The sequence below is a fragment of the Amycolatopsis sp. NPDC051758 genome (genome assembly GCF_044453095.1).
GTDB lineage: Bacteria > Actinomycetota > Actinomycetes > Mycobacteriales > Pseudonocardiaceae > Amycolatopsis.
In genome coordinates this window covers 217,111-242,975 of sequence record NZ_JBITCJ010000013.1, presented here as the reverse complement: position 1 = coordinate 242,975, position 25,865 = coordinate 217,111, and the positions used below count along the sequence as shown (strand labels likewise).

Annotated in this window: 25 protein-coding genes; 13 read left to right on the top strand and 12 right to left on the bottom strand. The window is 72.2% G+C overall.

Features of this window, described 5'->3' with window-relative positions:
* Positions 1–12 precede the first annotated feature (12 nt).
* Entirely contained in the window at positions 13–1,431 is a 1,419-nt protein-coding gene (locus ACIA5G_RS44740; protein ID WP_395934963.1) for a type I polyketide synthase, read from the top strand.
* A gap of 56 nt (positions 1,432–1,487) precedes the next feature.
* Here the strand turns inward: ACIA5G_RS44740 and ACIA5G_RS44735 are convergent, their stop codons facing one another.
* A complete protein-coding gene (locus tag ACIA5G_RS44735) occupies positions 1,488–3,554 on the bottom strand; it encodes a HelD family protein (protein WP_395934917.1) in 2,067 nt (688 codons plus the stop codon).
* Positions 3,555–3,699: 145 nt separating this feature from the next.
* On the opposite strand from ACIA5G_RS44735, the gene ACIA5G_RS44730 reads away from it, so the two are divergent.
* The 3 genes from ACIA5G_RS44730 to ACIA5G_RS44720 are packed head-to-tail and all read left to right on the top strand — an operon-like array spanning position 3,700 to position 6,525.
* Positions 3,700–4,353 carry a hypothetical protein gene (locus tag ACIA5G_RS44730; protein ID WP_395934915.1) on the top strand — a complete coding sequence of 218 codons (654 nt, stop codon included), beginning with the start codon at positions 3,700–3,702 and terminating at the stop codon, positions 4,351–4,353.
* Positions 4,350–5,507, top strand: coding sequence for a PrsW family intramembrane metalloprotease (locus ACIA5G_RS44725; RefSeq protein WP_395934913.1), 1,158 nt, complete (start codon positions 4,350–4,352; stop codon positions 5,505–5,507). The genes ACIA5G_RS44730 and ACIA5G_RS44725 overlap by 4 nt, the downstream gene beginning before the upstream one ends.
* Positions 5,508–5,556: 49 nt before the next feature.
* Positions 5,557–6,525 (top strand): GNAT family N-acetyltransferase, encoded by a 969-nt coding sequence (locus ACIA5G_RS44720; RefSeq protein ID WP_395934911.1) that lies wholly within the window; start codon positions 5,557–5,559, stop codon positions 6,523–6,525.
* Between the two features lie 20 nt (positions 6,526–6,545).
* On the opposite strand, the gene ACIA5G_RS44715 is transcribed toward ACIA5G_RS44720, so the two are convergent.
* Complete coding sequence (locus ACIA5G_RS44715) at positions 6,546–7,451, bottom strand: SDR family oxidoreductase (protein ID WP_395934909.1); 906 nt, start codon at positions 7,449–7,451, stop codon at positions 6,546–6,548.
* 98 nt (positions 7,452–7,549) lie between these two features.
* Here ACIA5G_RS44715 and ACIA5G_RS44710 point away from each other — a divergent pair, with 98 nt between their 5' ends.
* Positions 7,550–8,122 (top strand): TetR family transcriptional regulator, encoded by a 573-nt coding sequence (locus tag ACIA5G_RS44710; RefSeq protein WP_395934907.1) that lies wholly within the window; start codon positions 7,550–7,552, stop codon positions 8,120–8,122.
* Here ACIA5G_RS44710 and ACIA5G_RS44705 read toward each other — a convergent pair.
* The gene (locus ACIA5G_RS44705) at positions 8,119–9,258 is read right to left on the bottom strand and encodes an MFS transporter (protein WP_395934905.1); all 1,140 of its coding nucleotides are present in this window, start codon (positions 9,256–9,258) and stop codon (positions 8,119–8,121) included. The two genes, ACIA5G_RS44710 and ACIA5G_RS44705, sit on opposite strands and share 4 nt — an antisense overlap.
* A gap of 89 nt (positions 9,259–9,347) precedes the next feature.
* Here ACIA5G_RS44705 and ACIA5G_RS44700 point away from each other — a divergent pair, with 89 nt between their 5' ends.
* Positions 9,348–9,905, top strand: a complete 558-nt coding sequence (locus ACIA5G_RS44700; RefSeq protein ID WP_395934903.1) for a TetR/AcrR family transcriptional regulator — start codon at positions 9,348–9,350, stop codon at positions 9,903–9,905.
* 107 nt (positions 9,906–10,012) lie between these two features.
* Positions 10,013–11,143, top strand: a complete 1,131-nt coding sequence (locus ACIA5G_RS44695) for an FAD-dependent oxidoreductase (RefSeq protein ID WP_395934901.1) — start codon at positions 10,013–10,015, stop codon at positions 11,141–11,143.
* Positions 11,144–11,182: 39 nt separating this feature from the next.
* Here the strand turns inward: ACIA5G_RS44695 and ACIA5G_RS44690 are convergent, their stop codons facing one another.
* Together ACIA5G_RS44690 and ACIA5G_RS44685 are read right to left on the bottom strand one after the other, a co-directional pair.
* Positions 11,183–11,947 carry a DUF1206 domain-containing protein gene (locus ACIA5G_RS44690; protein WP_395934899.1) on the bottom strand — a complete coding sequence of 255 codons (765 nt, stop codon included), beginning with the start codon at positions 11,945–11,947 and terminating at the stop codon, positions 11,183–11,185.
* A 66-nt stretch (positions 11,948–12,013) separates the two neighbouring features.
* The gene (locus tag ACIA5G_RS44685) at positions 12,014–12,457 is read right to left on the bottom strand and encodes a winged helix-turn-helix transcriptional regulator (protein WP_395934897.1); all 444 of its coding nucleotides are present in this window, start codon (positions 12,455–12,457) and stop codon (positions 12,014–12,016) included.
* A gap of 83 nt (positions 12,458–12,540) precedes the next feature.
* Here ACIA5G_RS44685 and ACIA5G_RS44680 point away from each other — a divergent pair, with 83 nt between their 5' ends.
* Positions 12,541–13,749: an MFS transporter gene (locus tag ACIA5G_RS44680; RefSeq protein ID WP_395934895.1), complete on the top strand. Its 1,209-nt coding sequence runs from the start codon at positions 12,541–12,543 to the stop codon at positions 13,747–13,749.
* Complete coding sequence (locus ACIA5G_RS44675) at positions 13,730–14,071, top strand: DUF3253 domain-containing protein (protein WP_395934893.1); 342 nt, start codon at positions 13,730–13,732, stop codon at positions 14,069–14,071. The genes ACIA5G_RS44680 and ACIA5G_RS44675 overlap by 20 nt, the downstream gene beginning before the upstream one ends.
* A 51-nt stretch (positions 14,072–14,122) precedes the next feature.
* On the opposite strand, the gene ACIA5G_RS44670 is transcribed toward ACIA5G_RS44675, so the two are convergent.
* Together ACIA5G_RS44670 and ACIA5G_RS44665 are read right to left on the bottom strand one after the other, a co-directional pair.
* Positions 14,123–15,016 carry a TIGR03619 family F420-dependent LLM class oxidoreductase gene (locus tag ACIA5G_RS44670; RefSeq protein ID WP_395934891.1) on the bottom strand — a complete coding sequence of 298 codons (894 nt, stop codon included), beginning with the start codon at positions 15,014–15,016 and terminating at the stop codon, positions 14,123–14,125.
* A gap of 88 nt (positions 15,017–15,104) precedes the next feature.
* Positions 15,105–15,944, bottom strand: a complete 840-nt coding sequence (locus tag ACIA5G_RS44665) for a helix-turn-helix domain-containing protein (protein WP_395934889.1) — start codon at positions 15,942–15,944, stop codon at positions 15,105–15,107.
* A 77-nt stretch (positions 15,945–16,021) separates the two neighbouring features.
* On the opposite strand from ACIA5G_RS44665, the gene ACIA5G_RS44660 reads away from it, so the two are divergent.
* A complete protein-coding gene (locus tag ACIA5G_RS44660) occupies positions 16,022–16,831 on the top strand; it encodes an alpha/beta fold hydrolase (RefSeq protein WP_395934887.1) in 810 nt (269 codons plus the stop codon).
* 8 nt (positions 16,832–16,839) lie between these two features.
* Here ACIA5G_RS44660 and ACIA5G_RS44655 read toward each other — a convergent pair whose 3' ends face one another.
* The gene (locus tag ACIA5G_RS44655) at positions 16,840–18,222 is read right to left on the bottom strand and encodes a dihydrolipoyl dehydrogenase family protein (RefSeq protein WP_395934885.1); all 1,383 of its coding nucleotides are present in this window, start codon (positions 18,220–18,222) and stop codon (positions 16,840–16,842) included.
* 74 nt (positions 18,223–18,296) lie between these two features.
* Here ACIA5G_RS44655 and ACIA5G_RS44650 point away from each other — a divergent pair, with 74 nt between their 5' ends.
* Together ACIA5G_RS44650 and ACIA5G_RS44645 are read left to right on the top strand one after the other, a co-directional pair.
* Positions 18,297–19,214: a cupin domain-containing protein gene (locus tag ACIA5G_RS44650; RefSeq protein ID WP_395934883.1), complete on the top strand. Its 918-nt coding sequence runs from the start codon at positions 18,297–18,299 to the stop codon at positions 19,212–19,214.
* 91 nt (positions 19,215–19,305) lie between these two features.
* Positions 19,306–19,749 (top strand): SRPBCC family protein, encoded by a 444-nt coding sequence (locus ACIA5G_RS44645; RefSeq protein WP_395934881.1) that lies wholly within the window; start codon positions 19,306–19,308, stop codon positions 19,747–19,749.
* A 34-nt stretch (positions 19,750–19,783) separates the two neighbouring features.
* Here ACIA5G_RS44645 and ACIA5G_RS44640 read toward each other — a convergent pair whose 3' ends face one another.
* Positions 19,784–20,413 carry a TetR/AcrR family transcriptional regulator gene (locus ACIA5G_RS44640; protein WP_395934879.1) on the bottom strand — a complete coding sequence of 210 codons (630 nt, stop codon included), beginning with the start codon at positions 20,411–20,413 and terminating at the stop codon, positions 19,784–19,786.
* Positions 20,414–20,471: 58 nt separating this feature from the next.
* On the opposite strand from ACIA5G_RS44640, the gene ACIA5G_RS44635 reads away from it, so the two are divergent.
* Positions 20,472–20,909 (top strand): SRPBCC domain-containing protein, encoded by a 438-nt coding sequence (locus ACIA5G_RS44635; RefSeq protein ID WP_395934877.1) that lies wholly within the window; start codon positions 20,472–20,474, stop codon positions 20,907–20,909.
* A 16-nt stretch (positions 20,910–20,925) separates the two neighbouring features.
* Here ACIA5G_RS44635 and ACIA5G_RS44630 read toward each other — a convergent pair whose 3' ends face one another.
* From ACIA5G_RS44630 to ACIA5G_RS44620, 3 genes are read right to left on the bottom strand one after another with little or no spacing between them, the layout of a single operon-like run.
* Entirely contained in the window at positions 20,926–22,374 is a 1,449-nt protein-coding gene (locus tag ACIA5G_RS44630; RefSeq protein ID WP_395934874.1) for an MDR family MFS transporter, read from the bottom strand.
* On the bottom strand, positions 22,371–23,897 hold the full coding sequence (locus tag ACIA5G_RS44625) for a hypothetical protein (protein WP_395934873.1): 1,527 nt from the start codon (positions 23,895–23,897) through the stop codon (positions 22,371–22,373). The genes ACIA5G_RS44630 and ACIA5G_RS44625 overlap by 4 nt, the downstream gene beginning before the upstream one ends.
* The gene (locus ACIA5G_RS44620) at positions 23,894–25,717 is read right to left on the bottom strand and encodes a flavin-containing monooxygenase (RefSeq protein ID WP_395934872.1); all 1,824 of its coding nucleotides are present in this window, start codon (positions 25,715–25,717) and stop codon (positions 23,894–23,896) included. Before ACIA5G_RS44620 ends, ACIA5G_RS44625 begins: the two co-directional genes overlap by 4 nt.
* Between the last annotated feature and the right edge of the window lie 148 nt (positions 25,718–25,865).

Below are 25,865 nucleotides of genomic sequence, written 5' to 3'. Positions count from 1 at the left end.
CCGCGGGACACGATGCTTTACCGTCCTCAGTGGACTGCGGTGGCGCCCATGGCGGCTGCGGAGCCGGTCACGGTCCTCGAAGCCGGCACCGGCGACGTCCGGACTGCAACCGCCACCACCCTCCGGATCCTCCAGGAGCGGCTGCCCGAGGGTGGCCGGCTGGCCCTGGTCACGAGGAACGCGACCGGCCCGGCCCCGGACCCGGCCGCGGCGGCGGTTTGGGGGCTCGGCTGCTCGGCGGCCGCCGAATACCCGGGGCAGCTGACCATGGTCGACCTGGAGCCCGGCTTCCCGGCGGACCGCGCACGGGACTTCGCCGGCAACGGCCGTGAACCGCAGGTCGCCGTCCGCGACGGGGTGCCGCACGTGTTCCGGGTCGTGCGCGCCGCGCCGTCCGACACACGGCCGATCGATCCCGCCGGGACGGTGCTGGTCACCGGCGGCACCGGCGCGCTCGGTGCGTTGCTGGCGCGGCACCTCGTCCGGAACCACGACGTCCGGCACCTGGTGCTGGTGAGCCGCCGCGGCCCGGCCGCGCCGGGGGCTTCGGAGCTGCGTGCGGAGCTGGCCGAGCTGGGCGCCGACGTCCGGATCGTCGCCGCGGACGTCACGGACCGGACGGCGGTGGCGCGGCTCGTCGAGGCGTGCGACCCGCCGCTGACCGCCGTGGTGCACTCCGCGGCCGTCGTCGACGACGGTGTCCTCACCGCCCAGACCCCCGGTCGGTTCGACACGGTGCTGGGCCCGAAGGCGGACGCCGCCGTCGCCCTGGACGAGGCGACGCGGCACCTGCCACTGACGGCGTTCGTGGTGTTCTCCTCGATCGCCGGCACGTTCGGCAAGGCGGGCCAGGCCAACTACGCGGCCGCCAACCGGTTCCTGGACGCCCTGGCCGTCCGCCGCCGGGCGACCGGCTCGCCCGCCCTGTCCCTGGCCTGGGGTTTGTGGGACGTCGGCACCGGGCTCGGCGACCGCATCTCCGCCACCGCCCGGCAGCGGATCCACGCCTCCGGAGTCGCGGGGCTCACGGCCGAGCAAGGCCTCGCCCTGTTCGACGCGGCGCTCGGATCCGCCGAGCCGGTCCTGATCCCGGTCCGCTTCGCCCCCACGGCGGCGGAAACCCCGCCGGCGGCCCGTGGCGTGGTGCCCACGCCGGTCGCCGACCGCAGCTGGCCCGCACAACCGTCGGAGGGTGAACTCCGGGAGCTCCTGCGGACCGAGGTGGCGGCCGTGCTCGGCCACCCGGATCCCCAGGCCGTCACCGACGACCGCCCGTTCCCCGAGCTGGGGTTCGACTCCCTGACCACGCTGGAGATCCGCGCCCGGATCGCCACCCTCGCCGGCCGCGACATCCCGGCGGTGGCCCTGTTCGACCACCAGACGGTGGCCGAGCTGGCCCGGTACCTCCACGGTGAGCCACCGCCGGGATGAGCTGCCCGATGGCCGCCGCCCTCCGAGCCGAAGCCGGCAACTGACGGGGAGCCGTCTCAGGGCTCGAGTTCCCGCATGGCGAGCAGCTCGGCCGGTGGTGGGCCGGGGTGCACGATCCCGAGCCGCCGGGTGGCTCGGGTCATCGCGACGTACAGGTCGTTGTGGCCGAGGGGTGTGGCGTCGAGGATCGCGGCGGGATCGGCGATGACGACCGAGTCGAACTCCAGGCCCTTGCTCTGGCCGGGGGTGAGGAGCACCACCGGCTCGCTCAGGTCCGGGCGGCTGGTGCGGGACAGCGCGGCGAGCAGCGGGCGGAGCTGTGCCTCCGGGGCGATGATCGCGAGCTGCCCGTCCGTGTGTGCCGCGGCGAGGCCGGCGACGACCCCGGGCAAGCCGGCGCGTGTCGTGCCGATGCGCCAAGGCGTTTCCCCGCTCGAGCGGACCGACCGGGGTGGTGGTGTGCCGGGGTGGTGGGCGGCGAGCAGCGCGGCGGTGGCGGCCATGATCTCGGCCGGCGTGCGGTAGTTGACGGTGAGCTGGACGAGCTCCCAGCGGTCACGGACGTGCGGCCGCAGCACGCGGTCCCACGAAGTGCTCCCGGCCGGGTTCCCGGTCTGGGCGAGATCCCCGACGAGGGTCATCGACCGGGTCGGGCACCGGCGCATCAGCATCCGCCAGGCCATTTCGGACAGTTCCTGCGCCTCGTCGACGACCACGTGCCCGAACACGGGACCGGTGCCCTCGCCGAGCAGGTCGGCGGCTTCGTCGAGCAACGGGACGTCCGCGGCGCTCCAGCCGTCGTCCCGCTCGCCGAGGAGGTCCGACACCACCTGCTCCGGGGTCAGCGGCGGCCACAGCTCGTCGAGCGTTGCCCGGACGGCCGCGTCGGCCAGCAGTGACTCCCGCAGCGCGGCGCGAGCGGTTTCGTCCAGCAGGCTGCGCGGCCCGTCGTGCTCGTCTTCGCCGAGCACAACACCGGCGGTGGCCAGCGCGCGCAGGTCGGCTTCACCGAGCCGGCCGTCCGGGCTGCCACCGTCGATGGCGTCGCCGGTTTCGGTGAACACGACCGCTTCCATCCCTTCGATCAGTTGGCGCGCAAGGACATCGACGATCTCCCGTTGGAAGACCAACCCGGCCTGGTTGTGCGGGAGCCGGGCCTGCCTGGCCTTGCTCGCGGCCTGTTCGCAGACCCTCGGATCCAGTCGCAGCGGCTGCTGTTCGAACTCGACGTTGATGGGGTCGTCCGGGGTCCGGACCCGCGACCGCACCGCGGCCGCCAGCCGCCCGGCCATGACCGCGCTGCCCTTGAGCTCGGCGGTCCCGGGGGCGTCCGCCCGGCCGACGCCGGTGCCCGGCCGCAGATCGGCGAGGGTGGCCGTCACCACGCTGTGCTCGCCGAGACCGGGCAGGACCTGGCCGATGTAGTCGAGGAACAGCCGGCTGGGGCCGACGACCAGGACACCGCGGGTGCGCAGCTGCGGACGGGTGTACAGCAGGTACGCGACCCGGTGCAGCGCGACCGCCGTCTTGCCCGTGCCGGGACCGCCTTGCACCACCAGCACCCCGGTGGACCCGTGCCGGACGATCCGGTCCTGTTCGGCCTGCAGGGTGGTGACGATGTCCCGCATCCGCCCGGTGCGCTCCGCGGTCAGCGCCGCCAGCAGCGCCGCGTCCCCGACGAGACCGTCGTCGCCGGCGTCGTCCGGGGTCAGCAGTTCGTCGTTCAGCGCGACGACCGTCCGGCCCCGGGTGGTGAGGTGCCGCCGTCGCCGCACTCCGTGGGGAGCGGCCGCGGTGGCGGTGTAGAACGCCCGGGCCACCGGGACGCGCCAGTCCACCAGCAGCGGCTCGCCGTCGTCCGCCCGGAACAGGCCGAGCCTGCCGATGTAGCGGCGCTCGCCGTCGTCCGTGTCGAGCCGTCCGAAGCAGAGTCCCTGCTCCACCGAATCGAGCCGGGCCGCCTCGGCCTGCCAGACGGCCGCTGCATCCCGATCGCCGTCGACGCGTTGCGCGGCCACCAGTCGCGCGGCCGCTGTCTCGCGCAGGGCGTCCACGCGGGCGTACAAGCCCGCTACGTACTTCTGCTCGAGTTCGAGCTCGCGGTTGACGTCTTCGCCGGTCACAGCCGGTCTCCCCAGGGTCGGCGATCAGTGCCGTCGAGCGTGCCCGGCGAAGTCGGTGAAGAACAGTCTTGTTCTTTTCCGGCCCGTCCGCCGCTCGCCGAAAAGGTGCGGGTGCGGGGCAAGCCTGCTTAAAGTTCCCTTCGACGTGTTCGACGCGTGGGAGGAGCGGCCGGTGGCGGCAGGGGTGCGGGAGTGGGTGCCGGTGGAGCACCGCTTCCTCGGGCTCGACCGGCGGACGTTCAAACCGGCCTTGTTCGTGCTCGTCCTGGCACTGCTGTTCATCTACGGGCTGCCGGCGCTCAACGCCGCTTTGCCGTGGCGCAACGAGATCCGGGCCGGGGACGTGCTCGACCTCGGCGCCGGGGCGACCGCGGTCCCGCCGGTGGGCTGGCACCTCGAGAGCGGCACGCTGACCGGCGCCGCGGCGGCGAACGCGGCGACCCTGCAGGTCCTGCTCGCCACCGGCGGCGCCACGATCGAGCTGCGGGGTGCGCCGTACGACGGTTCCGCGGACGCCTTCCTCGACCAGGTCGAGCGGTCGGAGGGGGCCGCGCCGGGTGTCGACGGGGCGCGCGGCACGGTGACGACGGCCGCCGGCCTGGTCGGGGTGGTGCAGGCCGGGACCGGGCCGGGCGGTGACGCGCTCGACGTCGGGTTCAAGATGGCCGGCTCCGGTCAGCCGGCGGACGCGGCGCCCGCGCTGCTCGTCCGGGTCCGGACCGCGCCGGACCAGTTCGAGCGGTACCGCGACGACGTGACGGCGATCCTGCGCAGCATCACCCCGGGGGCGGGCCGGTGAACGGCAAGGCGGCGCAGCTGACCGCGATCGAGGAGTCGGGCTGGGGCCAGGCGTTCCGCTTCCGGCAACCCCACAACCTGACGTTCTGGGTCTACCTGCTCGGGCTCGGCGGCGGCGCGCTGTCGATGGTGCGGTACTTCGGCTCCGGCGGCGGCTTCTACACCCCGGCGCTGACCGGTGGGGTGCTGTTGTTCGGGCTCTACCTGGTGCCGTGGTTGCTGCTGCTGCGCCACCACAACCGGTACACCGCGCAGCCGGCCGGGCTGCTGGCGACGGCGTTCGCCTGGGGTGGCCTGGCCGCGCCGTTCTGGATCGCGCTGCCGGCCAACACCGCGCTGCTGGAGATCTGGACGAAGGTCGGCGGCACCGCCTTCGCCGCCGACTGGGCCGCCGGGCTCACCGCCCCGATCACCGAGGAGTGGGGCAAAGCACTCGGCCTGGTGCTGCTGATCGGCCTGGCGCCGCGGCTGGTCCGCAGCGCCTACGACGGCTTCCTCATCGGCGCGTTCATCGGTCTGGGTTTCCAGGTCTTCGAAGACGTCCTCTACGTCTACAACGGCGCCGCCCAGACCTTCGGCGCCAACCAGATCGGCACGTCGCTGCAGGTGTTCGTGATCCGGGGCGCGGCCGGGATCGTGTCGCACGCACTGTTCAGCGCGATCTTCTGCGCCGGCCTGATGTGGGTGCTGGGCCGGACCCGCGGCGAGCGCAACGTCGTCCTGGGGGTGCTGACCATGCTGATGGCGATGGTGTTCCACTTCGCCTGGGACGACATGGCCGGCCTCGGTGGCCACGGGCTCCTGGCCGCGGTGCTGCCGTTCCTGATCGCGGCCGTCGAGCTCGTGGCCCTGTTCGCCGTGGTGCGGCGGGCGACCCGGCAGGAGCGGACCTGGATGCGGGAGCTGCTCGGGCCCGAGGTGGCCGCGGGGGTGCTCGACCCCGCGCTGCTCGACGCGGTCAGCGGCCTCCACAAGGACCGCAAGGCCTACCGCAAGCGCCTGCACAGCCGGCGCACGGCGCGGCACCTGATCGAGAGCGCGAACGACCTCGCCCGCGAAGTCGCCCGCGCCGGCGGCCAGGAAACCGACCGCGTCGCGCACGCCCGGGCCGAGGTCGGCCGTCTTCGCGAAGCCGCGCCGCCGCCGGGCCGGTGACCGGAAAACGAAGCGACAGCCCGCACACCCGGGGTTTACCGTCCGTCGCATGCCTGAAGGATCTTTGACGTGGCGGCCGCTCACCAGCGGCGACGCCCGGGCGTCGGCCGACCTCCTCAACACCATCGAGACCGTCGACAAGATCGGCGAGAACTACACCGAGGAAGACACGCTCCAGGAGCTGATCGACCCCTACGCGGACCTGGAGCGGGCGAGCCTCGCCGCCTTCGACGGTGACGTGCTGGTCGGGTACATGAAGATCCGCCACAAGCCGGTCGTGGCCGAGGTCCACCGGGTCTTCCTGGACGGCGGGGTCCACCCCGGCTACCGCGGCCGCGGTGTCGGCGCCACGCTCGTGGAAGCCGGGGTGGCGGCGGCGAAGGTGGTGCACGCCCGGCATCACCCGGCTCGGAAGCTCGTGGTCGACGTGCACAAGGCCGAGCACATCGCCGGTGTGGCCGAGCTCGTGCGGTCCCGGGGCTTCGCGCCGGTCCGCTACTTCCAGCGCATGGAGCACCCGCTCGGCGACGCAATCGGCGCCGTGCCGATCCCCGCCGGGTTGGCGGTCGAGCCGTGGTCGGCGCGGAACGACGAGGACTTCCGGCTGGTCCGGAACGAGTCCTACCGGGACTACTGGGGCGCGGGGCCGATGCCGGTGGACTCCTGGCGGAACAAGATCACCAACCAGACGTTCCGGCCTGAGGTCAGCTTCCTGCTCCGCGACGAGGCGACCGGCGCCCCGGCGGGCATGCTGGTGACCATGAGCTGGGAAGCCGACACGGCGGCCACGGGCGTCCGCGACGCGCACTTCATGCTCATCGGAACGCTCCGCGGCTACCGGAACCGGGGCGTCGCAAGCGCGCTGATGGGGCACGCGCTGCGCGCCGCCGCCGGACAGGGCTACGGCCGTGCCAGCTTGAACGTGGACTCGGCCAACCCGGTCGGCGGGTTCGGGATCTTCGATAAAGCCGGGTTCACGCCGAAGCTGCGATACGTGCGCTGGGCACTCGAAGTCTGACCGCTGAACCCCGCCCACGGCTACCCGGCGGTGCTCGAGCCGTACGCGCCCGTGTTGATGTCCTCGATGAGCGTCAGCCCGCCCGGTGTCCAGCCGAGCAGTTCGCGGGTCTGGATGCTCGTCGCCGCGAGGTCCATGGCGAAGAACGCGCCGATCCAGCCGTAGTGGTCCGGGACTTCCTCGGCCGGGATGGAGGCGACCGGCAAGTTGTACGCGCGGCCGATGGCTTCCGCGATTTCGCGCGTGGGCACGCCTTCTTCGGCGACCGCGTGCAGGCGGCTGCCCGCGGGGGCCTTCTCGAGGCCCAGGGTCACGAGGCGGGCGGCGTCGGTCACGTGGACGGCGGCCCAGCGGTTGGTGCCGTCGCCGGGGTAGCCGGCGACGCCCTTCTCGCGGGCGATCGCGGTGAGGACGGCGATGAACCCGTGGTCACCCGTGCCGTGGACGGTCGGGGAGAACCGCAGGCTGACCGGGTGCACACCGCGGTCGGCGAACTCGAGTGCGAGGTTTTCACTACCGCCGCGGGGTGAGTCAGGGCCGTGGAACGGGGACGCGTCGGCCTCGGTGGCCGGCCTGCCCTTGGTCATCCCGGCGATCCCGGAGGCCAGCAGCAGCGGGCGGCCGGATCCTTCGAGCGCCTCGCCGATGGTCTGGACGGCGGCGCGCTCGGCCGCGCTCGAGACGGCCGGGTTCACGAAGTCGTGTTTGTTCGCCAGGTGGATGACGGCCTCGGCGGCCGCGGCGCCGGCGCGGATGCCTTCCAGGTCGTCGAGGTCGCCGCGCCGGACCTGGGCGCCTTTGGCTTCGAGGGCCGCGGCGGACTTGTCGGACCTGGCCAGCCCGGTGACCTCGTGGCCGGTGGCCAGCAGGTCGTCGACGACCGCGGAGCCGATCCAGCCGGAGGCGCCGGTGACAAAAACGCGCATGGGGGTGCACTCCTCAAGTGATGTCAGTGACTGATGTCGGTGACTGACATCGACCATACGCCCTGAAGTCAGCCGCTGTCATCACTAGACTGGGCGGCATGGTGCGTTGGGAACCCGGGACCCCGGAGCGGCTGCAGCGGGCGGCGCTCGAGCTGTACGCCGCCCGCGGGTTCGAGGAGACGACCGCCGCGGAGATCGCGCAGTCCGTCGGCCTGACCGAACGCACCTTCTTCCGGCACTTCAGCGACAAGCGCGAGGTCCTCTTCCACGGGCAGCAGCTGCTGGTCCAGGCGTTCCTCGACGGGGTGGCCGCCGCGCCGCCCGCCGCGTCCCCGATCGAGGTCGTCGCCGCCGCGCTGCGCTCGGCGACGGCGTTCTTCCCGGACGAGCGCCGCCCGCACTCGCGCACCCGGCAGTCCGTGATCAACCGGAATCCCGCGCTGCAGGAACGTGAACTGCACAAGCTGGCCAGCCTCGCCGCGGCGCTCGCCGACGCCCTGCGGGCCCGCGGTGTGAGCGATTCGGCGGCCACGCTGGCGGCCGAACTGGGCGTCACGGTGTTCGGCATCGCGTTCACGCAGTGGATCCGCGAGGGCGAAGAGCGTTCCCTCGCCGACATCGCCACCGGCGTGTTCGGCGAGCTGCTCGCCCTGACCGGCGGGAGTTCCTAGGTCCCGCGCGGCGCGAGACGCGGGTGGAGCTGGCTCCACGCGACCAGTGCGACCAGGCCGGTCAGCCCGAAGACCGCGGGCAGCCCGATGGCGGCCGCGGCCGCGCCGGCCAGCGGGGAAGCCGCGGTCTGGCCGACACCGAGGCCGACGAACGACCAGGTGACACCGCGGGCGGGCCGGGCTGGGAACACCTCGGCGGCCCAGAGGATGCACAGCCCGGTCAGAGCCATGTACGTGATGCCGAAGAGCGCGCTGGAAACCAGTGCTCCCGGCAGGCCGGGGCGGGGGAGGGCCAGCAGGGCGATGCCGGCGGCCGCGAGCGTCCAGGTGACGAGGTTGGCGGCCCGCAGTCCGATGCGTTCGGCGGCGCGGCCGGCCAGCCCGCCGAGCAGGCCGGCGACGCCGATGGTGAACCAGCACCAGGTCGCGGCGACCGGGCTCAGGCCTGCTTCGGTGAGCCGGGAGCTGGAGAACGTCCAGTAGGGCGCGCTCGTCACGCCGATGAGGACGGAGTTGACCACCAGCGGCGCCACGCCCCGAGCGGAACCGGTGGCCACGTCGGCGGGTTCGGTGCGTGGCAGCGTCCGCCACGCGAGCAGTGTCATCGCCGCGCCGAGCACCGCGAACGTCGCCCAGACCGCGGGCCAGCCGAAGACCAGCAGGGGAGTGAACGCCGACGCGGCCAGCCCGAGCCCGGTGCCGGTGTTGGCCCAGGTCTGCGCCCGCGCCCGGGCGGGCACCCCGACGGTCTCGCCGATGAGCTGCGCAACGCCGGGTGACACGAGCCCCGCGCTGCCACCCGCGATGACGATCCCGGCCCCGAACACCACGACGTTCGGCGCCAGCGCCATGAGCGCGAGTCCGGTGGTGGCGGCCGCTCCGGCCAGCAGCACGGTGCCGCGCGGAGAGCGTGCCGACGTCTTCGGGGACACCAGCAGCCCCAGGCCGTAACCCGCGGTGGACAGGCCGCCGAGCACACCGACGGTCACGGTCGTGAGCCCGAACGTGTCGCTGAAACGCGGGACGAACAGCCCGTAGGCGTAGCGCGCGAACCCGTAGCAGAGCGCGATGACACCCGCGCCGAGTGCGGCGGTGGGCCACCACCGGGTCGCCTTCTCCTCCTTCATGGTCACCATGCCTCCACCAAACAGACAGGTCTGTCTGGTGTCAAGCGATGGTACGATCACCCCAGGTAGAAGTGTAGACCGAGTGGTGTGGAGGCGCGGTGGGCAGGACCCGTCCGGGCGACGCAGGGGCCAAGGTGCTCAAGGCGGCGTCGACGCTGTTCTACCGCGACGGCATCCACGCGGTGGGCGTCGACACGGTGGCGGCCGAGGCGGGCGTGACGAAGGCGGCTCTCTACGGCAACTTCGGGTCGAAAAGCCGCTTGGTCGTCGCGTACCTGCGTGAGCGCGACCGGCGGTGGCAGGAGCAGATCGACACGATCACGGCCGGGCACGACGACCCGCGCGAGCGCGTGCTGGCCGTGTTCGACGCGTACGAGGTGTGGCTCTCCCGTGACGGCTACCGCGGCTGCGCGTTCCTCAACGCGACTTCGGAGTTCCCCGATCCCGCGGACCCGGTCCGCGAAGTGGTCCGCCACCACAAGACCGCCCTGCACGGCTACCTGCGGACACAGCTCGAGCGCCTGGGCTCGGACCAGGCGGACGAACTGATGCTCCTGCTGGAGGGCGCGGCGGTCTCGTCGGTGGTTTCCCAGGACGCGCAGCCGTTCCACGTCGCGAAGCGGCTGGCGGAGACGCTGATCGCACCGCGGGGCTGACACCGCGCAGGACGGTGTGCCAGGCCCGTGCCAGCGCTCTGTGCGCCTCGTGCCAGGAACCCGCGCCAGTCTCTGGAATGTAATTCCAGACCGGCGAAGGAGCTTCCATGCACACCCCAGTCACGATCATCGGCGCCGGGCTCGGCGGCCTCACGCTCGCCCGGGTCCTGCACGTCCACGGGATCCCGGCCGCGGTTTACGAGGCCGAGCCGTCCCCGATGGCGCGGATGCAGGGCGGGATGCTCGACATCCACGACTACAACGGGCAGCTCGCCGTCGAGGCGGCCGGGCTGATGGCCGGGTTCCGCGGCCTCGTCCTCGAGGGCCGGGAGGCGATGCGGATCCTCGACCAGGACGGGAAGCTCCTGTTCGAGAAGGTGGACGACGGCCAGGGCAGGCGCCCGGAGGTGCAGCGCGGTGAGCTGCGGCAGCTGCTGATCGACGCGCTCCCGGCCGGCACCGTCCGCTGGGGCCACAAGGTCGGCGGGACCCGCGCGCTCGGCGAGGGCCGCCACGAGGTGACCTTCGCCGACGGCTCCACCATCGTCACGAGCCTGCTGGTCGGCGCGGACGGCGCGTGGTCACGGGTCCGGCCGCTGCTCACCGGCGCCACCCCCGAGTACGTCGGCACGGCGTTCGTCGAGACCTACCTGTTCAACGCCGACACCCGCCACCCCGCCACGGCGAAGGCGGTCGGCGGCGGGTCGCTGTCCGCGAACGGGCCCACCCCGGACGCGGCGATCAACGCGCACCGGGAAAGCGGCGACACCCTGCACACCTACGTGGCCCTGACCAAACCGCTCGACTGGTTCGCCGCGATCGACTTCACCGATCCCGCCGCGGCCACCGCCCGGATCGCGGCGGAGTTCGACGGCTGGGCGCCGGAGCTCACCGCGCTGATCACCGACGGCGACACCGCGCCGGTCCTGCGCCCGCACTACACCCTGCCCGTCGGCCTCCGGTGGGACCGCGTGCCCGGAGCGACCCTGGTCGGCGACGCGGCCCACCTCACGGCCCCGAACGGCGAAGGCGCCAACCTGGCCATGCTGGACGGCGCGGAGCTCGGCCAGGCCCTCGCCGCGCATCCCGGCGACGTCGAGGCCGCCCTCGCCGAGTACGAGGAGGCCATGTTCACCCGCAGCGCGAACCCGATCGACGAAGCCGACCTCATCGAGAGCTTGTTCGGCGACGACGTCCCGCAGAGCCTGCTGGACCTGTTCCACGAGCAGCGGCCGTAACCCCGGCACCGTCCACTTCGGACGTCCGGCGGCACGCGGTCAGATCTTGCGGAACCGGCTCTCGAGCAGGGCGAACACCCCGAAGACCGCGATGCCGCCGGCCAGCGTCAGCAGCAGGATCTGCCCGTAGGGCTGCGCGGCGAGTGTTCTGAGCGCCGCATCCAGGCCGCCGGCTTTTGCCGGGTCGTAACGCACGGCGGCCAGGATGAACATGGCGCCCACGGTGCCGTCCGCGACCGCCATCGCGCACCAGCCGACCTGGCCGAGTCGCTCTGTCGACAATCGGGTCCGGCGGGATGCCCCGCCGAAATCGAGGTCGTGGGTGAACTTCTTCCCGATTCCCCGGTAGGCGAGGAAAGCGGCGGCCACGATGACGAGGACGCCGGCCGAGATCACCGCCGCGGCTCCCCACGGCTGGCCCAGCGCCGCGGCCACGATCGACCCCGCCTTGCCGGAACCGCCGGTCGCGGTCTTTGCAGCGCTGTAGGCGACGAGGCCGTACAGGACGACTTCGAGGCCGCTGGTCACCCGCCGCAGCCACCGCCGGCGCGGCGGGGCGTGCCGGTGGCCGGCGATCGCTTCGGTGAGCTGCCACAGGGCCAGCAGGGCCGTCCCGGCGGTGATCAGCCACAGCAGCCACGCTCCGCTGCCGGAAGCGACCAGCTGCAGGGCGCCGGCCTTGTCGGCCTTTTCGTTGTCGCCGAGCGCCACCTGGGCCGCCAACCACGCGACGATCAGGTGCACCACCGCGTAGCAGATCAGCCCGATTCGGGCGAACAGGCTAAAGCCTCTGATGTCGGGCACGGGGGGATCCTCGCCTACTTCGGCCCGTTTGACCAGGGGCGGTCTGGTCCACAGTGGACTGTCCGGCTACCGGGCCTTCCGCACCTGGGTCGTGTCGGCGTCGAGGAGGGTGCCGTCGGCGCCGGCCGGCGCGAGGTCCGGCACCGGGGCGCCGTGCCGGTCGACGAGGGCGGAACGGGCCTCGCCGGGTGTGAAGGCGTGGCGTTCGCCCCACTGCCGCAGCGTGAGGACGACGGGGAACAGGTCGCGGCCGGCGTCGGTGAGCACGTACTCCCGGCGCCGGCCCGAAGGTGCGGTGCGCTGGGCGAGGAGCCCGTTCGCGGTGAGCTTGCGGAGGCGGTCGGTGAGGATGTTGCGGGCGATCCCGGTGCGCCGCTGGAACTCGGTGAACGAGCGCGCCCCGTCCATCGCGTCGCGGACGACGAGCAGGCTCCACCGGTCGCCGACGAGGTCGAGCGTGCGGGCGACGGGGCAGTCGGGGTCCGTCCAGCCGGAGTCCGGGGCGTCCATGGCACCTTCCCGATGAGTTGCGAAGTGAAACCATCATGCCGTACGGTCCGATTGGTTGCAATTCGCTACTGATTGGACGGCTGATGGATGCGTGGCGGCGGGTGCTGCTCGCGGTGGTGTGCGGGGTGGCGGTGGCGAGCATCTACGCCGCACAACCGGTGCTGGGGCCGATGGGCCACGATCTCGGCGTGCCGGCGGACCGCACCGGGTGGATCGTCGCGACCGGCCAGCTCGGCTACCTGGCCGGGCTGGTGCTCCTGGTGCCGCTCGGCGACGTGGCCGACCGGCGCCGGCTCATCACCGGGCACCTGGCGCTCACCGCGGTCGGCATGGTCCTGACGGCCGCGGCGTCCGCCGCGTGGATGGCGTTCGCGGGGCTCGCGACGGCCGGGGTGTTCGCGGTCGTCGTGCAGACCACGGTGGCCTACGCGGCGTCGGTTTCGCCGCCCGCCGAACGCGGACGCACCATCGGCGTGGTGACTTCGGGCGTGGTCGTCGGCATCCTCGGCGCGCGGGTCGTCACCGGCACGCTCGCCGATGCGTGGGGCTGGCGGAGCGTCTACGTCGTGCTCGCGGTGCTGTCACTCGGGCTTGCGGCCCTGGTTCTCGTCGCCCTGCCGCCGGAAGAGCGTTCCGGCCGGCCCGCGGGGTACCGGCGAGCGCTCGTCTCGCTCGGAAAACTGTTCGGGCAACCAGGTTTCCTGACCCGCGGAGTCATCGCGTTCTTCCTGTTCGCGTCGTTCGGAACCCTGTGGAGCGGGCTGTCCCTGTCGCTGGCGGGCCCGCCGTGGCGGCTGAGCGAGAGCGCGATCGGGCTGTTGGGCGTCGCCGGGCTCGCCGGCGCACTCGGCGCGGCCCGCGCGGGACGGTGGGCGGACGGCGGCCGGGCGATCCCGGTCAGCGGTCTCGCGCTCACCTTGCTCGTTGTTTCGTGGGCCGCGATCGTGCAGCTGCCGTGGTCGCTGTGGGTGCTCGTGGCCGGCATCGTGGTCCTCGACTTCGCGGTCCAGGTGGTGCACGTGAGCAACCAGCACCTGCTCACCGCCGCGCACCCGGATCACACCAGCGGCGTCATCGGCGGGTACATGGTCTTCTACTCGCTCGGTTCCGCCCTCGGCGCGGCTACGACCACCGCCGTCTTCACCGCCTACGGCTGGCCGGGCTCCAGCCTTCTCGGGGCGGGCTTCGCCGTCTGCGCGCTGGCCGTCTGGGCGATCGGACGCCGCCTGGCCGCGCCGCGCCAGGGGAGGGAATCGGTGCGATCCTGGCAGGATGGCCGATCCCCGGCGTGAACTGGAACGGATCCGCGACGGCGGTGGCCCCGGCGCGGACCAGGCCCGGATCGCGTTGAGCACCGAGGCTCCGCCCGACCGGCTGCGGGCCGCCATCCTTGCCCTCGCTTCGGCGCGGGGTGCGGAGAGCAGCACCTGCCCGTCCGATGCGGCCCGGGCGGTGGCCGAAGACTGGCGTCCGTTGCTGCCGCAGGCCCGTGAACTGGCGCGGGAACTCGCGCGGACCGGCCGGGTCCGGCTCACCCAGCGCGGCCGGCTCCTCGATCCCGACGGCGAATGGCGGGGTCCGATCAGGATTCAATGGCGCGGTAAGGATTCCTGAGCGGCCGCCGGCAGGCGTGCTGACCGGGCGTCAGCACGCCTGCTCGGAGGATCAGCCCTGGGCCGTCAGCTCCAGCAGCCGGCCGGTGAGGTCGATGTGCTCCTCGACGCTGCCGGTCAGGTAGGAGATGTCGACGAAGGTGTGGTCCGGCTCGAGGACCGAGACGATCTTCGTCACCGACTCGGCGATGAGCTCCGGCTTCGTGTCCGGGGCGGCGTTCACCCGCAGCGCCACACCGAGCGCCTGCGGGTCACGGCCGGCCTGCTCGGCGTCGGCCCGGAGCTTGGCCAGGGTCGTGGTGAGCACGTCCGCGGGGAACTGCTCGGGCACCGACCAGACCGGCAGCCAGCCGTCGGCCCGCTGAGCGACCCGCCGAAGCGCTTTCTCGCCGAAGCCGGCCAGGTGCACCGGCGGCTTCCGCACCGGCTTGAGGTCGACGTGGCTCTCCGCGATCGTGTAGCCGACACCCTCGTGCGTCACCAGGTCCTGGGTCCACCAGGTGTCCAGCAGGTCGAGCAGATCGTCGAGCCGCTTGCCGCGCTCGGACATCGGGATGCCGACGGCCGCGTACTCGTCCGGCGACCAGCCGATGCCCAGGCCGGGCAGCAGGCGTCCGTTGCTGGCCACGTCGATGCTGGTCAGCAGGCGGGCGAAGTTGGCGGGCTGGTACTGCGTCGCGTTGATGGTGCTGGAGCCGAGGATCGCGGTCTCGGTCACCGCGGCGGCGACGGCCAGCGCGGTGAACGGGTCCTGGGCGGTCCAGAACTCCTCGGGCATGGTGTCGGAGCCCGGGTAGGGCACCACGGGGGCGACCGGCGAGAGCAGCCGGTCACCGACCCAGAGACTGGCCGCCCCGGCCTGTTCGGCCGCACGCGCGTACTGCGCGATCCCGCCCGGCGTGGCCGCGGCCTTGCCGAACACCGGAAGGCTGAACCCCAAGTTCATGAATACTCCCCTGAAGAGCGAACGGACCGTACTGGTCCTGTAACCACTAGTACTCGCATCTAGTTGCTCGTTCAAGTATCTTGGGAGTTCAGGCTCTCCGTGAGTTCAGCTGCCGGGATGGCCAGCCCCAGGCGACGTCGTCGATCGCGAGGAACGGCTCGTGGACCACGGTTGCCGGGGTCAGCGTAGTGAACGCCATGACGTCGCGGTGCAAGTGGGACTGGTCGGTGTAACCGCTGTCCGCGGCGACGTCGGCGGCGTGTTGTCCCGCGACCAGGCGGTGGACGGCGTGGTCGAAGCGCACCAGTTTTGCGGCGCGCTTGGGTGGCAGGCCGAGCTGGGCCCGGAACCGGGACCACAGGCGCTTGCGGCTCCAACCGAGTTCGCTCGCCAGGTCCTCGATCCGGACCAGACCACGGCCGGCGGTGATGCGGTGCCAGGCCCACACCACCTCCCGGTCCACCTGCGCCGCCGTTGCGCACCGGTGGGCGAGCCACGCCTCGATCAGCGAGAACCGTTGTGCCCACGAGGAAAGCTCGGCCAGCCGCTCGCCGATCCTGGCCGCTTCCCGGCCCCACAGGTCGTCGACGGTTGCCACGCCGGTGTCGAGGTCGGCCGCGGCGGGGCCGAGGACGGCGTGGGCGACCACCGGTGACAGGCGCACCTGCAGGCACTCGACGTCCTTCTCCCACCGCACCCGCAGGACGTCGCCGAACCCGGGCCCGGCGGCGAAGCTGCCCCGCTGCCGCCGGCCGGTGGCATCCTCGACGGCGATCGTGCCGCCGAACGCCAGGATCACGGTCACGGCCGGGTGCGGGATCATCCGGAGCTCGGGCGGGGTGAACCCGCGGTCGGCGAACCCGGCCATCGCGACCCCGGGCACCCGGCCGGGCTGCGCCGGGCAGGCGATGTCCCACAGTGGCCCCATCACTTCATGCTACGCACGCCGCCCGGCCGGAACATTTGTCCAAGCCACCACCACCCGCCGGCGGCGAAAGTGCGTTCATGACTGTTTCGAACGGCGAGTCGACCCTGCTCCTGGACGGCGAAGAGATCCACGTGTGCCAGGACGGCCCTCGCGACGCACCCGCGTTCCTGCTCGTCCACGGCACCGCCGCGGCGGCCCGCTCGTGGGAGCCGATCGTTCCGCTGCTGAGCGGATCCCACCACGTCGTCCGGATCGACCTGCTCGGGTGCGGCCGGTCGGCCCGGCCCGCCGGCGCGAGCTACGCGGTCGAAGACCAGGCCCGCCGGGCCGCCTCGGCACTGGACCGGCTCGGTGTCGCGCCCGTCGTCGCCGTCGGCCATTCCAGCGGGGGCATCGTCGTCACGGCGCTCGCCGAACGGCGGCCGGACCTGGTGACCGGGGCCGTGCTCGTCAACACCGGGCCCGACATGGCGGCCTACATCGCAAAGGAGATCCCCCTGCGCGAAGTTTCGTGGGCGGAGCTGACCGATGACCAGATCCGGCTGGCCATGACCGACGGGTTCGCGCCGGGTTTTGTGATCCCGCAAGCGTTCGTGGACCAGTTCCGGGACATCGACTTCGCCGTGTTCGCCGCGACTTCGCAGGCTGTTCCTGCCTACCTGGACGAGCGATCGCTCCCGGATCGGCTGGCACCACTGGCCAAACCGCTGCTCGTGCTCTTCGGCGAGGAGGACCGCCGGTGGCGGCCCTCGTCCGCCGACGGCTACCGCGTCGTCCCCGGTGCGACAGTCCGGATGCTGCCCGGCCTCGGGCACTCGCCCAACCTCGAGGACCCCGCACGGACCGCCGACCTCCTGCTGGCCTTCGCCGCGGACCACGCCGGCTGAGCGCGGTCTCAGCCGACGACCTTGTCGAAGACCTCGTTCAGGGCTTCGGTCGAGCTCGGGTGGGTGTAGATCGAGTTGCGCAGCTCCGTCGCGGTGATGTGGTGGCGCATCGCCAGCGCGACGGTGTTGACGATCTCCTGCGCGTCGATGCTCAGCAGCGCCGCGCCGAGGATCAGGTCGGTGTCGGCGTCGACGACGAACTTCATGACACCGCGCGTTTCCTCGACCGTGTAGGCCCGGGGCATGGCGATGATGTCGGCGACCTTTTCCCGCGACACCTTGATGTTCAGCCCCTGGGCCCGGGCCTCGCGCTCGGTCAGCCCGACGGTCGCCAGCGGCGGGGTGAGGAACAGCGTGCGCGGCACGGCGACCCGGTCGGCCGTGGTGCGTTTTCCCTGACCCAGCAGCTGGTCCAGCACGATGCGCGCGTCGTCGAGGGACACGTAGGTGAACTGCGGTCCGCCGTTGACGTCGCCGAGGGCGTAGATGTGCGGCTGGCTCGTGCGCAGGTACTCGTCGACCTCGATCGCGCCGTTCGGCCGGGTCCGGACGCCGGCCGCGTCAAGCCGGAGGTCTTCGGTGACGGGGCGGCGGCCGGTCGCGGGGAGCAGTGCGCTCGCCTCGACGGTGTGCCGTTCACCGTCCTTTGTGTACTCGACGACGGCGACGGCGCCGCTGTCGGTGACCTGGGTGACCTTCGCGCCGGTGATGATCCGGATGCCGTCCCCTTCGAGGATCTCCCGTGCGGTGGCGGCGATGTCCTCGTCTTCCCTCGGCAGCAGCCGCCCGGCCGCCTCGACGACGGTGACGTGCGTGCCGAAGCGCTGGTAGATCGATGCGAACTCGAGCCCGAGGTACCCGCCGCCGACCACCACCAGCCGCTCGGGCAGGGTCGCCGCCTTCGTCAGCTCGGTGCTGCTGACCAGGTGCTTGCTGCCGGCCAGGCCCGGGATCGGCGGGACGACCGGTTCGGAGCCGGTGTTGACGAGGATCGTCGGCGCGGTGACGGTGATGCGGTCGTCGCCCTCGCCGACGGCGACGGTGTGCGGGTCGACGAAGCGGGCGGTGCCGGTGATGACGGTCGCGGTCTCCCGGCCGTCGAGCGACTCGAAGTTGCCCGCACGGAAGGCGCTGGTCAGGGCACGGACGCCGGCGATCGACGTGGCGAAGAACTGCTGCGCGTCGTCCTCGAGGCGCCGGGCGTTCGAGTAGTGGACGAGCATCTTGGTCGGGACGCAGCCGACGTTCGGGCAGGTGCCGCCGTACATGTTCGCCGAGCGTTCGACCATGACAACACGTTTGCCGGCGGCGGCGAGGGTGTGCGCGGCGGTCTTCCCGCCCTTGCCGAAGCCGATGACCAGGACGTCTGCGGTGAGCGAGGTGGTTTCCATGCTGCTGAGTGTGCCGCCGCCCGGATGAGACGACCAGGCTTGTCAGTATCAGTTTTCTGCCTCAAAGTATCACCATGGACACCGTGAGCCGGTTGCTGCGGATGGCGCAGCTCGGCGCGACGCTCGACAAGCGCTGTCTGCTGGGCGCCGCCACCCGGATGGACGTCGCCCGGCACGCCGAGCTGGAGGTGCCGTTCCACGTCCTGCTGGAAGGGGAGTGCCGGCTGCACGTCGGCGCCACGGTGCTCGAGCTGCGCCCCGGCGACGTCGTGATGATCCCGAGCGGCGCCGAGCACCGCGTCATCACGGGCGGGCGCGGCCGGCAGCGGGGCACGGCCGAGACCGCCGGGGACGCGTTCGTCACCACGCGCAGCGAGCGCGGCGGCGACCCGGTCATCGACCTGTTCTGCGGCCGCTACACCATGAACGCGGGCGCCGGAGCCTTGCTGTTCCGCAGCCTGCCCGGCGCGGTGCACGTCTCGTTCGGACAGTCCGCCGAGACCGACGAAGTGTTGCGCACCTTGAGTTCCCTGATGCGCGGCGAGGCGAGCCGCGACGGCGAAGGCACGGCGGCGATCCTCTCGGCGCTGTGCACGGTGCTGCTGGCGATGGTGCTGCGGACCTCCCGCGGCGTCGCCACCGCCAGCACCCTGTGGACCGCGGTGACCGACGACCGCATCGCCGGATGTGTCGAGAGCGTGCTGGACGACCCCGGTGCGGAGTGGACGATCGACCGGCTCAGCCGCGCGGCGGCGATGTCCCGGGCGACGTTCCTCCGGCACTTCGCCCGCGAGACGGGGATGACGGTCGGGACGTTCCTCACCCGCGCCCGGCTGATGGCGGCCGCCGAGCTGCTGAGCACCGGCGACGCGACGGTCGCGACGATCTCCGGCCGGGTGGGGTACCAGTCCGAATCCGCGTTCACCCGCGCGTTCCGGACCGAGTTCGGGACGACACCCGCCCGGTTCCGCCGCGAACGGCAGCGTTGGTGAGCCCTGGGTGGGGTGATTCGCGTGCGACTGGGTATCCGGCGGTCGGGTCGCGGAAAACCGTGACCGTCCGTCCCGGAGAGAGGGCCTGCTCGTGGTCGAAGTCACCCGCACGTTCACCGTTGCGGCCGCCCCGCACGAGGTCGTGGAGTACCTGAAGGATTTCGGCAACGCCAACGAGTGGGACCCCGGCACGCTGTCGTGTGACCGCCTGGGCGACGGGCCGATCGAGGTCGGCGCGCGCTGGCACAACGTCTCCAAGATCGCCGGTGTGGAGACCGAGCTGACCTACGAGCTCACCCGGCTGGAACCGGGCCGCGTGGTGTTCAGCGGCAGCAACAAGACCGCCACCACGACCGACGACATCAGCGTGACCGCCACCGGTGGCGGCGGCAGCACGCTGACTTATCACGCCACGATCGAGTTCCACGGCGCCGCGAAGCTGGGCGCGCCGATCGCGAAGGTCGTGTTCGAGAAAGTCGGCGCGGACACCGAGGACAGCCTTACGCGTGTCTTCGGGGCTCCTGCTCCGTCCTGATCGCGGCCGATCCTCCGCCTGATCTCTACGCTGGTCAGATTCCGCCACGCAGTGTGTCGGCCGCGCGCGCGAGGTCGGCGCGGATCGCTTTTGCGGCGCGGGCGGTGGCGCCCGTGCCCAGGTGCTGCTGGAGGCTGTGCGCGTAGACGTTCCACAGTCCGGCGATCGCCCCCGCGGTGATCCTGGCGGCCGGGTCGGCGGGCGTGGTGCCGGACCGGGTGGCCAGGTTCTCGGCCAGGGCGTCGGTCAGCCGGTCGCGGGCCTCGCGGTAGTGCGCGACCAGCGCCGGGGTCGAGCGGATGAGCTCGCCGAAACGGCGGACTTCGGCCAGGCCGTGCCGGCGCGCCGACGAGACGAGGAAGTCGAGCTCCTCGCTGAGCACTTCCAGTGCCGCGTCGAGCGGGGCGATCGTGGTGTCGGCGAGCCGGGTGCGCAGCGCGTCGAGCTGGGTGTCCCAGCGGTCGGCGACCAGGGACTCCTTGCTGCGGAAGTGGTTGAACACGGTTTTCTCGGTGACCCCGCAGGCGCGCGCGACATCGGCGACGCGGACCGCGTCGAACCCCTGCTCCACGAACATCCGGGTCGCGGTGTCCGACAGCCGGCGGCGCAGTTCACGCCGCCGGCGCTCGCGCAGCGGCTCGACGGACGGCTCTGAGTTCAGCACCTCCCGATCGTACAGTGCGAGTACTGTTTACAGTGACTGTAACAAAGGGAGTCACCCGATGAGCGAGTTCAAGATCGTCCAGGAGTACCCGCAGCCCCGGCCCCGGGTCTGGCGCGCCCTCACCGACCCGGCGCTGGTCCCGCGGTGGACCTCGACCGGCCGGGGCGGCCGCCCCGAAGGCTTCACCCCGGAGGTCGGCACCCGGTTCCGTTTCGTCGGGCGGCCGGTCCCCGGCTGGGACGGCATCGTCCGGTGCGAGATCCTCGCGGCCGACGCGCCCGAGCTGCTGAGCTTCAGCTGGCGCAACCAGGAGCCGGACGTCCCCAGCACCGTGACGTGCCGGCTCACCGAAACCACCGCCGGCACCCGCCTCGTCTACCGGCACACGGAGTTCCGCGGCGTCGGCGGATTCTTCATGGCCCGGCTCCTGCGCCGCGTCCGGCACCGGATGCTGACCGAAGGCCTGCCCGGGGTCCTCGCCGACCCCAGCTGGTAGCGGCGGTGCCCGCGGTTCAGCGCCGGTCGGCCGGCACGTCCAGGCTGGTGCGCAGCGGCACCGGTTTGAGCAGCACCGCCGCGAGCACGCCGAGCAGGGCAACACCGGCCGAGATGGCGAAGATGTGCCCGGTGGCGTCGCCGTAGGCCGCCGGTGCCGGGACGCCGCGGGCGGTGCCGTCGGCGACCTGGTGGGCGAGGACCGCGCCGAGCACGGCGACCCCGACGGTGCCGCCGAGGGAGCGGAAGAAGGAGACCGTCGCGCTCGCGGCCCCGATGTCCTGCAGCGGGACGGCGTTCTGCACGACCAGGACGAAGTTCTGCAGGGTCATCCCGACGCCGGCCCCGATCAGGAGCATGGCGACGCCGATGAGAACCAGCGGGGTGCGCTCGTCGATCAGGCCCAGTCCGGCGAACCCTGCGGTGAGACTGACGGCGCCGGTGACGAGGAACGGCTTGAGCCGCCCGGTGCGGCTGATCCGGCGCCCGGCGACGATGGAGAAGATCAGGATGCCCGCCATCATCGGGATGGTCAGCAGCCCGGCCTCGGTGGGCGTGTGGCCGCGGCTGACCTGGAAGTACTGGCTGAGGAACACCGCGGCGCCGTACATGGCGGTGCCGGCGGCGAGGCTGCCGAGCACCGCCAGCGCGGTGGTGCGCTGCCGGATGATGCGCGGCGGGACGACGGGTTCGGCGGCCCGCAGCTCGACCCGGACGGCGAGCCCGAGCAGCACCACTGTGCCGCCGACCATGACCGCGGTCTGCCAGGAGAGCCAGGCGAAGGAGTCGCCGGCGAAGGACACCCAGATCAGCAGCAGGCTGACCCCGCCGGTGATCAGGGTGGCGCCCCAGTAGTCGATGCGCACGTTGTCCCGGCGCACCACCGGCAGGCGCAGCGTCAGCTGCAGCAAGACCATGGCCAGGACCGCGAACGGGACGCCGATGAAGAAGCACCACCGCCAGCCCAGCCACGACGTGTCGACGAGGAACCCGCCGAGCAGCGGCCCGCCGATCGTGGACAGCGCGGTGACGCTGCTCTGGTAACCCGCGTAGCGCCCGCGTTCCCGCGGCGGGATCATCGCGGCGATCGCGATCTGGACCAGCGACTGCAGACCGCCGACGCCGATGCCCTGCAGCGCGCGGGCGCCGATGAGCTGCCCGGCGTCCTGGGCCAGGCCCGCCGCGATCGAGCCGGCGACGAACACGGCCGCGGCGATCTGGATCAGGGTCTTCTTGCGGTACAGGTCGGCGAGCTTGCCCCAGATCGGCGTCGCGGCGGTGGCGGCGAGCAGCGTGGCGGTGACGACCCAGGCGTACTGGGTGGGCGAGCCGTGCAGGTCGTGCAGCATCCGGGGCAGCGCGGTCGAGACCACGGTGCTGCTCAGCGTGGAGACGAACAGGGCGAGCAGCAGGCCGCCGAGCGCCTGGAGGATCTGACGGCGATCCGGGGCGACGGTCGCGCTCATCGGGTCTCCGCGGGGGTGAAGTGCCGGACGGTGCCGTCGGCGGCGAGGTAGAGCGAGCCGTCGGCCGCCGCGGCGAGGCCGGCGAACGGGCCCGGCACCCCGGGCAGGCCGTGGGCGAACAACGCCGGCTGCTCCCGGTCGGTGGCTTCGCCCGCGGGGATCTCGGCCGTCGTCCGGCGTTCCCCGGTGGCCAGATCCACCGCGATGACCCGGTGCTGCCCGGTTTCGGCGGCGAACAGCCGCCCTCCGGTGACGACGATCCCCTGTGGACGGTCGAGCCCGTCGGCCAGGACGGCCGGCACCCCGTCGTCGATCCGGTACACCGCACCGCGGTCCTCGTCGCTGACGTAGCAGCGTCCCTGCTCGTCCAGCGCGACGTCGACCGGGCGGCCGAGCCCGTCGGCGAGCACAGCAACGGTGTCGTCGAGGCTGATCGTGACGACCCGCCCGGCGCCGGCTTCGGCGACCAGGAGCGCGCCATCCCCGTCGACGGTGATACCCAGGGGCTGGTCGAGGCCGGTGGCCCGCGTGCGCACGTCCCGCGTCGTCCGGTTGTAGGTCCGGACCTGGCCGTACTGCGAAGTCAGGTGGAGCAGGTCACCGTCGGCGGTGATGCCGTGCACGAAGGTGAGCAGCTCCGTGGTGGTGACGTCGTCGGCCGGCCCCTGTGGGCTTGCGATGCGGTAGTGGTCGGCGGTGTGCACGGCGCCGCCGAGATCGATCGTCACCCCGTACGGGCCGGCCAGCCCGCGCGGCGCGACCTCGCGGGTGCGCCCGTCGGGGTGCAGCTCCGTGATGCCGCCACCGGCGTAGCTGGAGACGAACATGCGGTTCTCGGTGTCGAACGCGGCGTTGTCGAGCCCGGGGATCCCGCTGGTGACCAGGGATTCGGCGCCGCTGCCGAACAGGTCGAGCCGGGTGACGATGCCGGCCGCGCCGCGCGAGAGCACCATCAGGACACCGCCCTGGTCGAAGCGGACGGCGACCGGCTCGTGCACGTTCGCGGCGACGAGTTCCGGCTCACCGCCGCCGGGCGGGATCCGGAAGACTTCGCCGGTGAGCATGTGCGGGTAGTAGAGGCAGCCGTCGGGACCGAGCTGCATGGCGTTGCCCATGGCCAGCCCGCCGGTGAGCACAACCGGGCCGTCCTCGCGCAGTTCGAGCAGCCGCCCGTCCGGGATCATCTCGTTGACGAACAGGCGGTCGCCCACGCAGGTGATGCCGTTGGGCAGCCGCACCTGGTCGGTGACCAGGCTGAACGTGCCGTCGGGGCGCCGTCGCCACACCCGGCCGGGGACCAGGTCGGTGATGTACATCGAGCCGTCCGCGCCGAAGGCGAGGTCGTCCGGCGCCTGCACGGGTCCGTCCGCGGGCACCACCACCTCGACGTCCCCCGAGGCCAGGTCGACGGCGCTGATCCGCCCGGCCAGGAACTGGGCCACGTACAGGCGGCCGTCCGGGCCGAAGGCGACACCGTTCGAGCCACGCAGCGACGTGGGCCGGGTCAGCCGGCGGCCGGTCACGCGTCGACCAGGACGTCGTTCATCCCGCCTTCGGCGCGCCAGCGGCGCAACAGGTCGTGGAAGACCACCGGGCCGGGGCCGAACGAGTTGTTCACGGCCCGGGGCTTGCCTTCGTTGTTGTAGTACCCCGGGGTGCACTCGGTCAGGAAGGCGCGGTTGTCGCGGGCGTTCTCGCGGATGGTGGCGACCCAGGCGTCCTGGGCCTCGGCGGTCGGCTCGACCCGGCGGGCGCCGCGCTTGCGGGCCTCCGCGACCACCGCGCCGATGTGGGTCGCCTGCTCCTGCAGGATGTGCACGAAGTTGACGGCGGAGGCGTTCTGCAGCGGGCCGAGGTGGAACAGGTTCGGGAAACCGTGGCTGTAGAAGCCGTGCAGGGTTTTCGGGCCCTGGCTCCAGCTCTGCAGCAGGGGCACCCCGTCGCGGCCGTACACCGGCAGCTTGCCGGAGATGATGCCGGAGACGCCGACTTCGAAGCCGGTGGCGAAGATGACGCAGTCGAGGGGGTATTCGCGGTCGCCGACGACCACGGCGTTCTCGGTCATCCGCGTGACGCCGCCGAAGTCGGCGGTGTCGACGAGGGTCACGTTGGGCCGGTTGAACGTCTGCAGGTAAAGATCGCTGAACGTCGGCCGCTTGCACATGTAGCGGTACCAAGGTTTGAGCAGCTCGGCCGTGGCCGGATCCTCGACGACGTCGTCGACGCGGGCACGGATCCGGTTCATCGTCCCGAAGTCGGCGATCTCGTCGAAGTACTCGCGGTCTTCGGCCGACAGTCCGGCTTCGACGGTGCCGCTGAGCATCTTGCGCTGCAACCGGGCCGTGCTGGTCCAGCCGTCGCCGACGAGGTCGGTCGTGGTGTCGCCACCGGTGACGACGCTCAGGAAGTTGTCCATCCGCTCCTGCTGCCAGCCTGGTTCGAGCGAGGCGGCCCAGCCCGGGTCGGTGGGGCGGTTGTCACGCACGTCCACCGAAGACGGTGTGCGCTGGAAGACGTACAGCTCCCCGGCGTCACGGCCGAGGTGGGGGATGACCTGGATGCCGGTGGCGCCGGTGCCGACCACGCCGACCTTCTTGTCCGCGAGCCCGCTCAGGCCGCCGTCCGCGGTGCCGCCGGTGTAGCCGTAGTCCCAGCGGCTGGTGTGGAACGTGTGCCCGCGGAACGTCTCGATGCCCGGGATGCCGGGCAGCTTGGGCTGAGTGAGGGTGCCCGAGGAGACCACGACATAACGGGCGCGGAAGTCGTCACCGCGGTCGGTGCGCACCTGCCACTCGGCGGCGTCGTCGTCCCAGCGCAGCTCGGTGACCCTGGTGTGGAACATCGTGTCGCGGTAGAGACCGAAGTGCTTCGCCAGGGCGATCGCGTGCTGCCGGATCTCCTCACCGGGGGAGTAGCGCCACTTCGGCACGTAGCCGACGTCCTCCAGCAGCGGCAGGTACTCGTACGACTCGATGTCGCAGTGGATGCCGGGGTAGCGGTTCCAGTACCAGGTGCCGCCGAAGTCGCCGGCCTCGTCGGCCACGCGGATGTCCTCCACGCCGGCCTCGCGCAGCCGGGCGCCGGCGATCAGGCCCCCGAAGCCGCCCCCGACGACGAGCGCTTCGACGCTGTCCCGCACGGCGGGCCGCTCGGCGCGCTCGGTGTAGGGATCGGCGGCGTAGTAGCCGAATTCGCCGGCCGCGCGCCGGTACTGGGCCGCTCCGTCCGGGCGGATGCGGCGATCCCGCTCGGTCCGGTACCTCCGGCGCAGGGCCTCGGGGTCGAAGCCGAGCTCGCCGGGGGTGAAGCGCCTGCTGGCCGGAGATCCCGGGTGGGAGGACATGCGTTCCCCTTCTGGTGCCTGCCGCGGTCATTTAAATCAACTGCTTGAATTAATATACAGGATGATCTTCCGGTCGCGCCACGGGGTGCGGGGCGGCTGACAGAACCGGACAGCTTTCCCTGTCCCTTCAGGTGAATCCGCGTGCCCG

What these genes read in the sequence shown, in the direction of transcription:
- ACIA5G_RS44740 (WP_395934963.1), top strand. Translation starts at nt 13, where the DNA reads ATGCTTTACCGTCCTCAGTGGACTGCGGTGGCGCCCATGGCGGCTGCG.
- ACIA5G_RS44720 (WP_395934911.1), top strand. Translation starts at nt 5,557, where the DNA reads ATGCCTGAAGGATCTTTGACGTGGCGGCCGCTCACCAGCGGCGACGCC.
- ACIA5G_RS44715 (WP_395934909.1), bottom strand. Translation starts at nt 7,451, where the DNA reads ATGCGCGTTTTTGTCACCGGCGCCTCCGGCTGGATCGGCTCCGCGGTC.
- ACIA5G_RS44710 (WP_395934907.1), top strand. Translation starts at nt 7,550, where the DNA reads ATGGTGCGTTGGGAACCCGGGACCCCGGAGCGGCTGCAGCGGGCGGCG.
- ACIA5G_RS44705 (WP_395934905.1), bottom strand. Translation starts at nt 9,258, where the DNA reads ATGGTGACCATGAAGGAGGAGAAGGCGACCCGGTGGTGGCCCACCGCC.
- ACIA5G_RS44695 (WP_395934901.1), top strand. Translation starts at nt 10,013, where the DNA reads ATGCACACCCCAGTCACGATCATCGGCGCCGGGCTCGGCGGCCTCACG.
- ACIA5G_RS44685 (WP_395934897.1), bottom strand. Translation starts at nt 12,457, where the DNA reads ATGGACGCCCCGGACTCCGGCTGGACGGACCCCGACTGCCCCGTCGCC.
- ACIA5G_RS44680 (WP_395934895.1), top strand. Translation starts at nt 12,541, where the DNA reads ATGGATGCGTGGCGGCGGGTGCTGCTCGCGGTGGTGTGCGGGGTGGCG.
- ACIA5G_RS44675 (WP_395934893.1), top strand. Translation starts at nt 13,730, where the DNA reads ATGGCCGATCCCCGGCGTGAACTGGAACGGATCCGCGACGGCGGTGGC.
- ACIA5G_RS44670 (WP_395934891.1), bottom strand. Translation starts at nt 15,016, where the DNA reads ATGAACTTGGGGTTCAGCCTTCCGGTGTTCGGCAAGGCCGCGGCCACG.
- ACIA5G_RS44665 (WP_395934889.1), bottom strand. Translation starts at nt 15,944, where the DNA reads ATGGGGCCACTGTGGGACATCGCCTGCCCGGCGCAGCCCGGCCGGGTG.
- ACIA5G_RS44660 (WP_395934887.1), top strand. Translation starts at nt 16,022, where the DNA reads ATGACTGTTTCGAACGGCGAGTCGACCCTGCTCCTGGACGGCGAAGAG.
- ACIA5G_RS44655 (WP_395934885.1), bottom strand. Translation starts at nt 18,222, where the DNA reads ATGGAAACCACCTCGCTCACCGCAGACGTCCTGGTCATCGGCTTCGGC.
- ACIA5G_RS44650 (WP_395934883.1), top strand. Translation starts at nt 18,297, where the DNA reads ATGGACACCGTGAGCCGGTTGCTGCGGATGGCGCAGCTCGGCGCGACG.
- ACIA5G_RS44635 (WP_395934877.1), top strand. Translation starts at nt 20,472, where the DNA reads ATGAGCGAGTTCAAGATCGTCCAGGAGTACCCGCAGCCCCGGCCCCGG.
- ACIA5G_RS44630 (WP_395934874.1), bottom strand. Translation starts at nt 22,374, where the DNA reads ATGAGCGCGACCGTCGCCCCGGATCGCCGTCAGATCCTCCAGGCGCTC.
- ACIA5G_RS44620 (WP_395934872.1), bottom strand. Translation starts at nt 25,717, where the DNA reads ATGTCCTCCCACCCGGGATCTCCGGCCAGCAGGCGCTTCACCCCCGGC.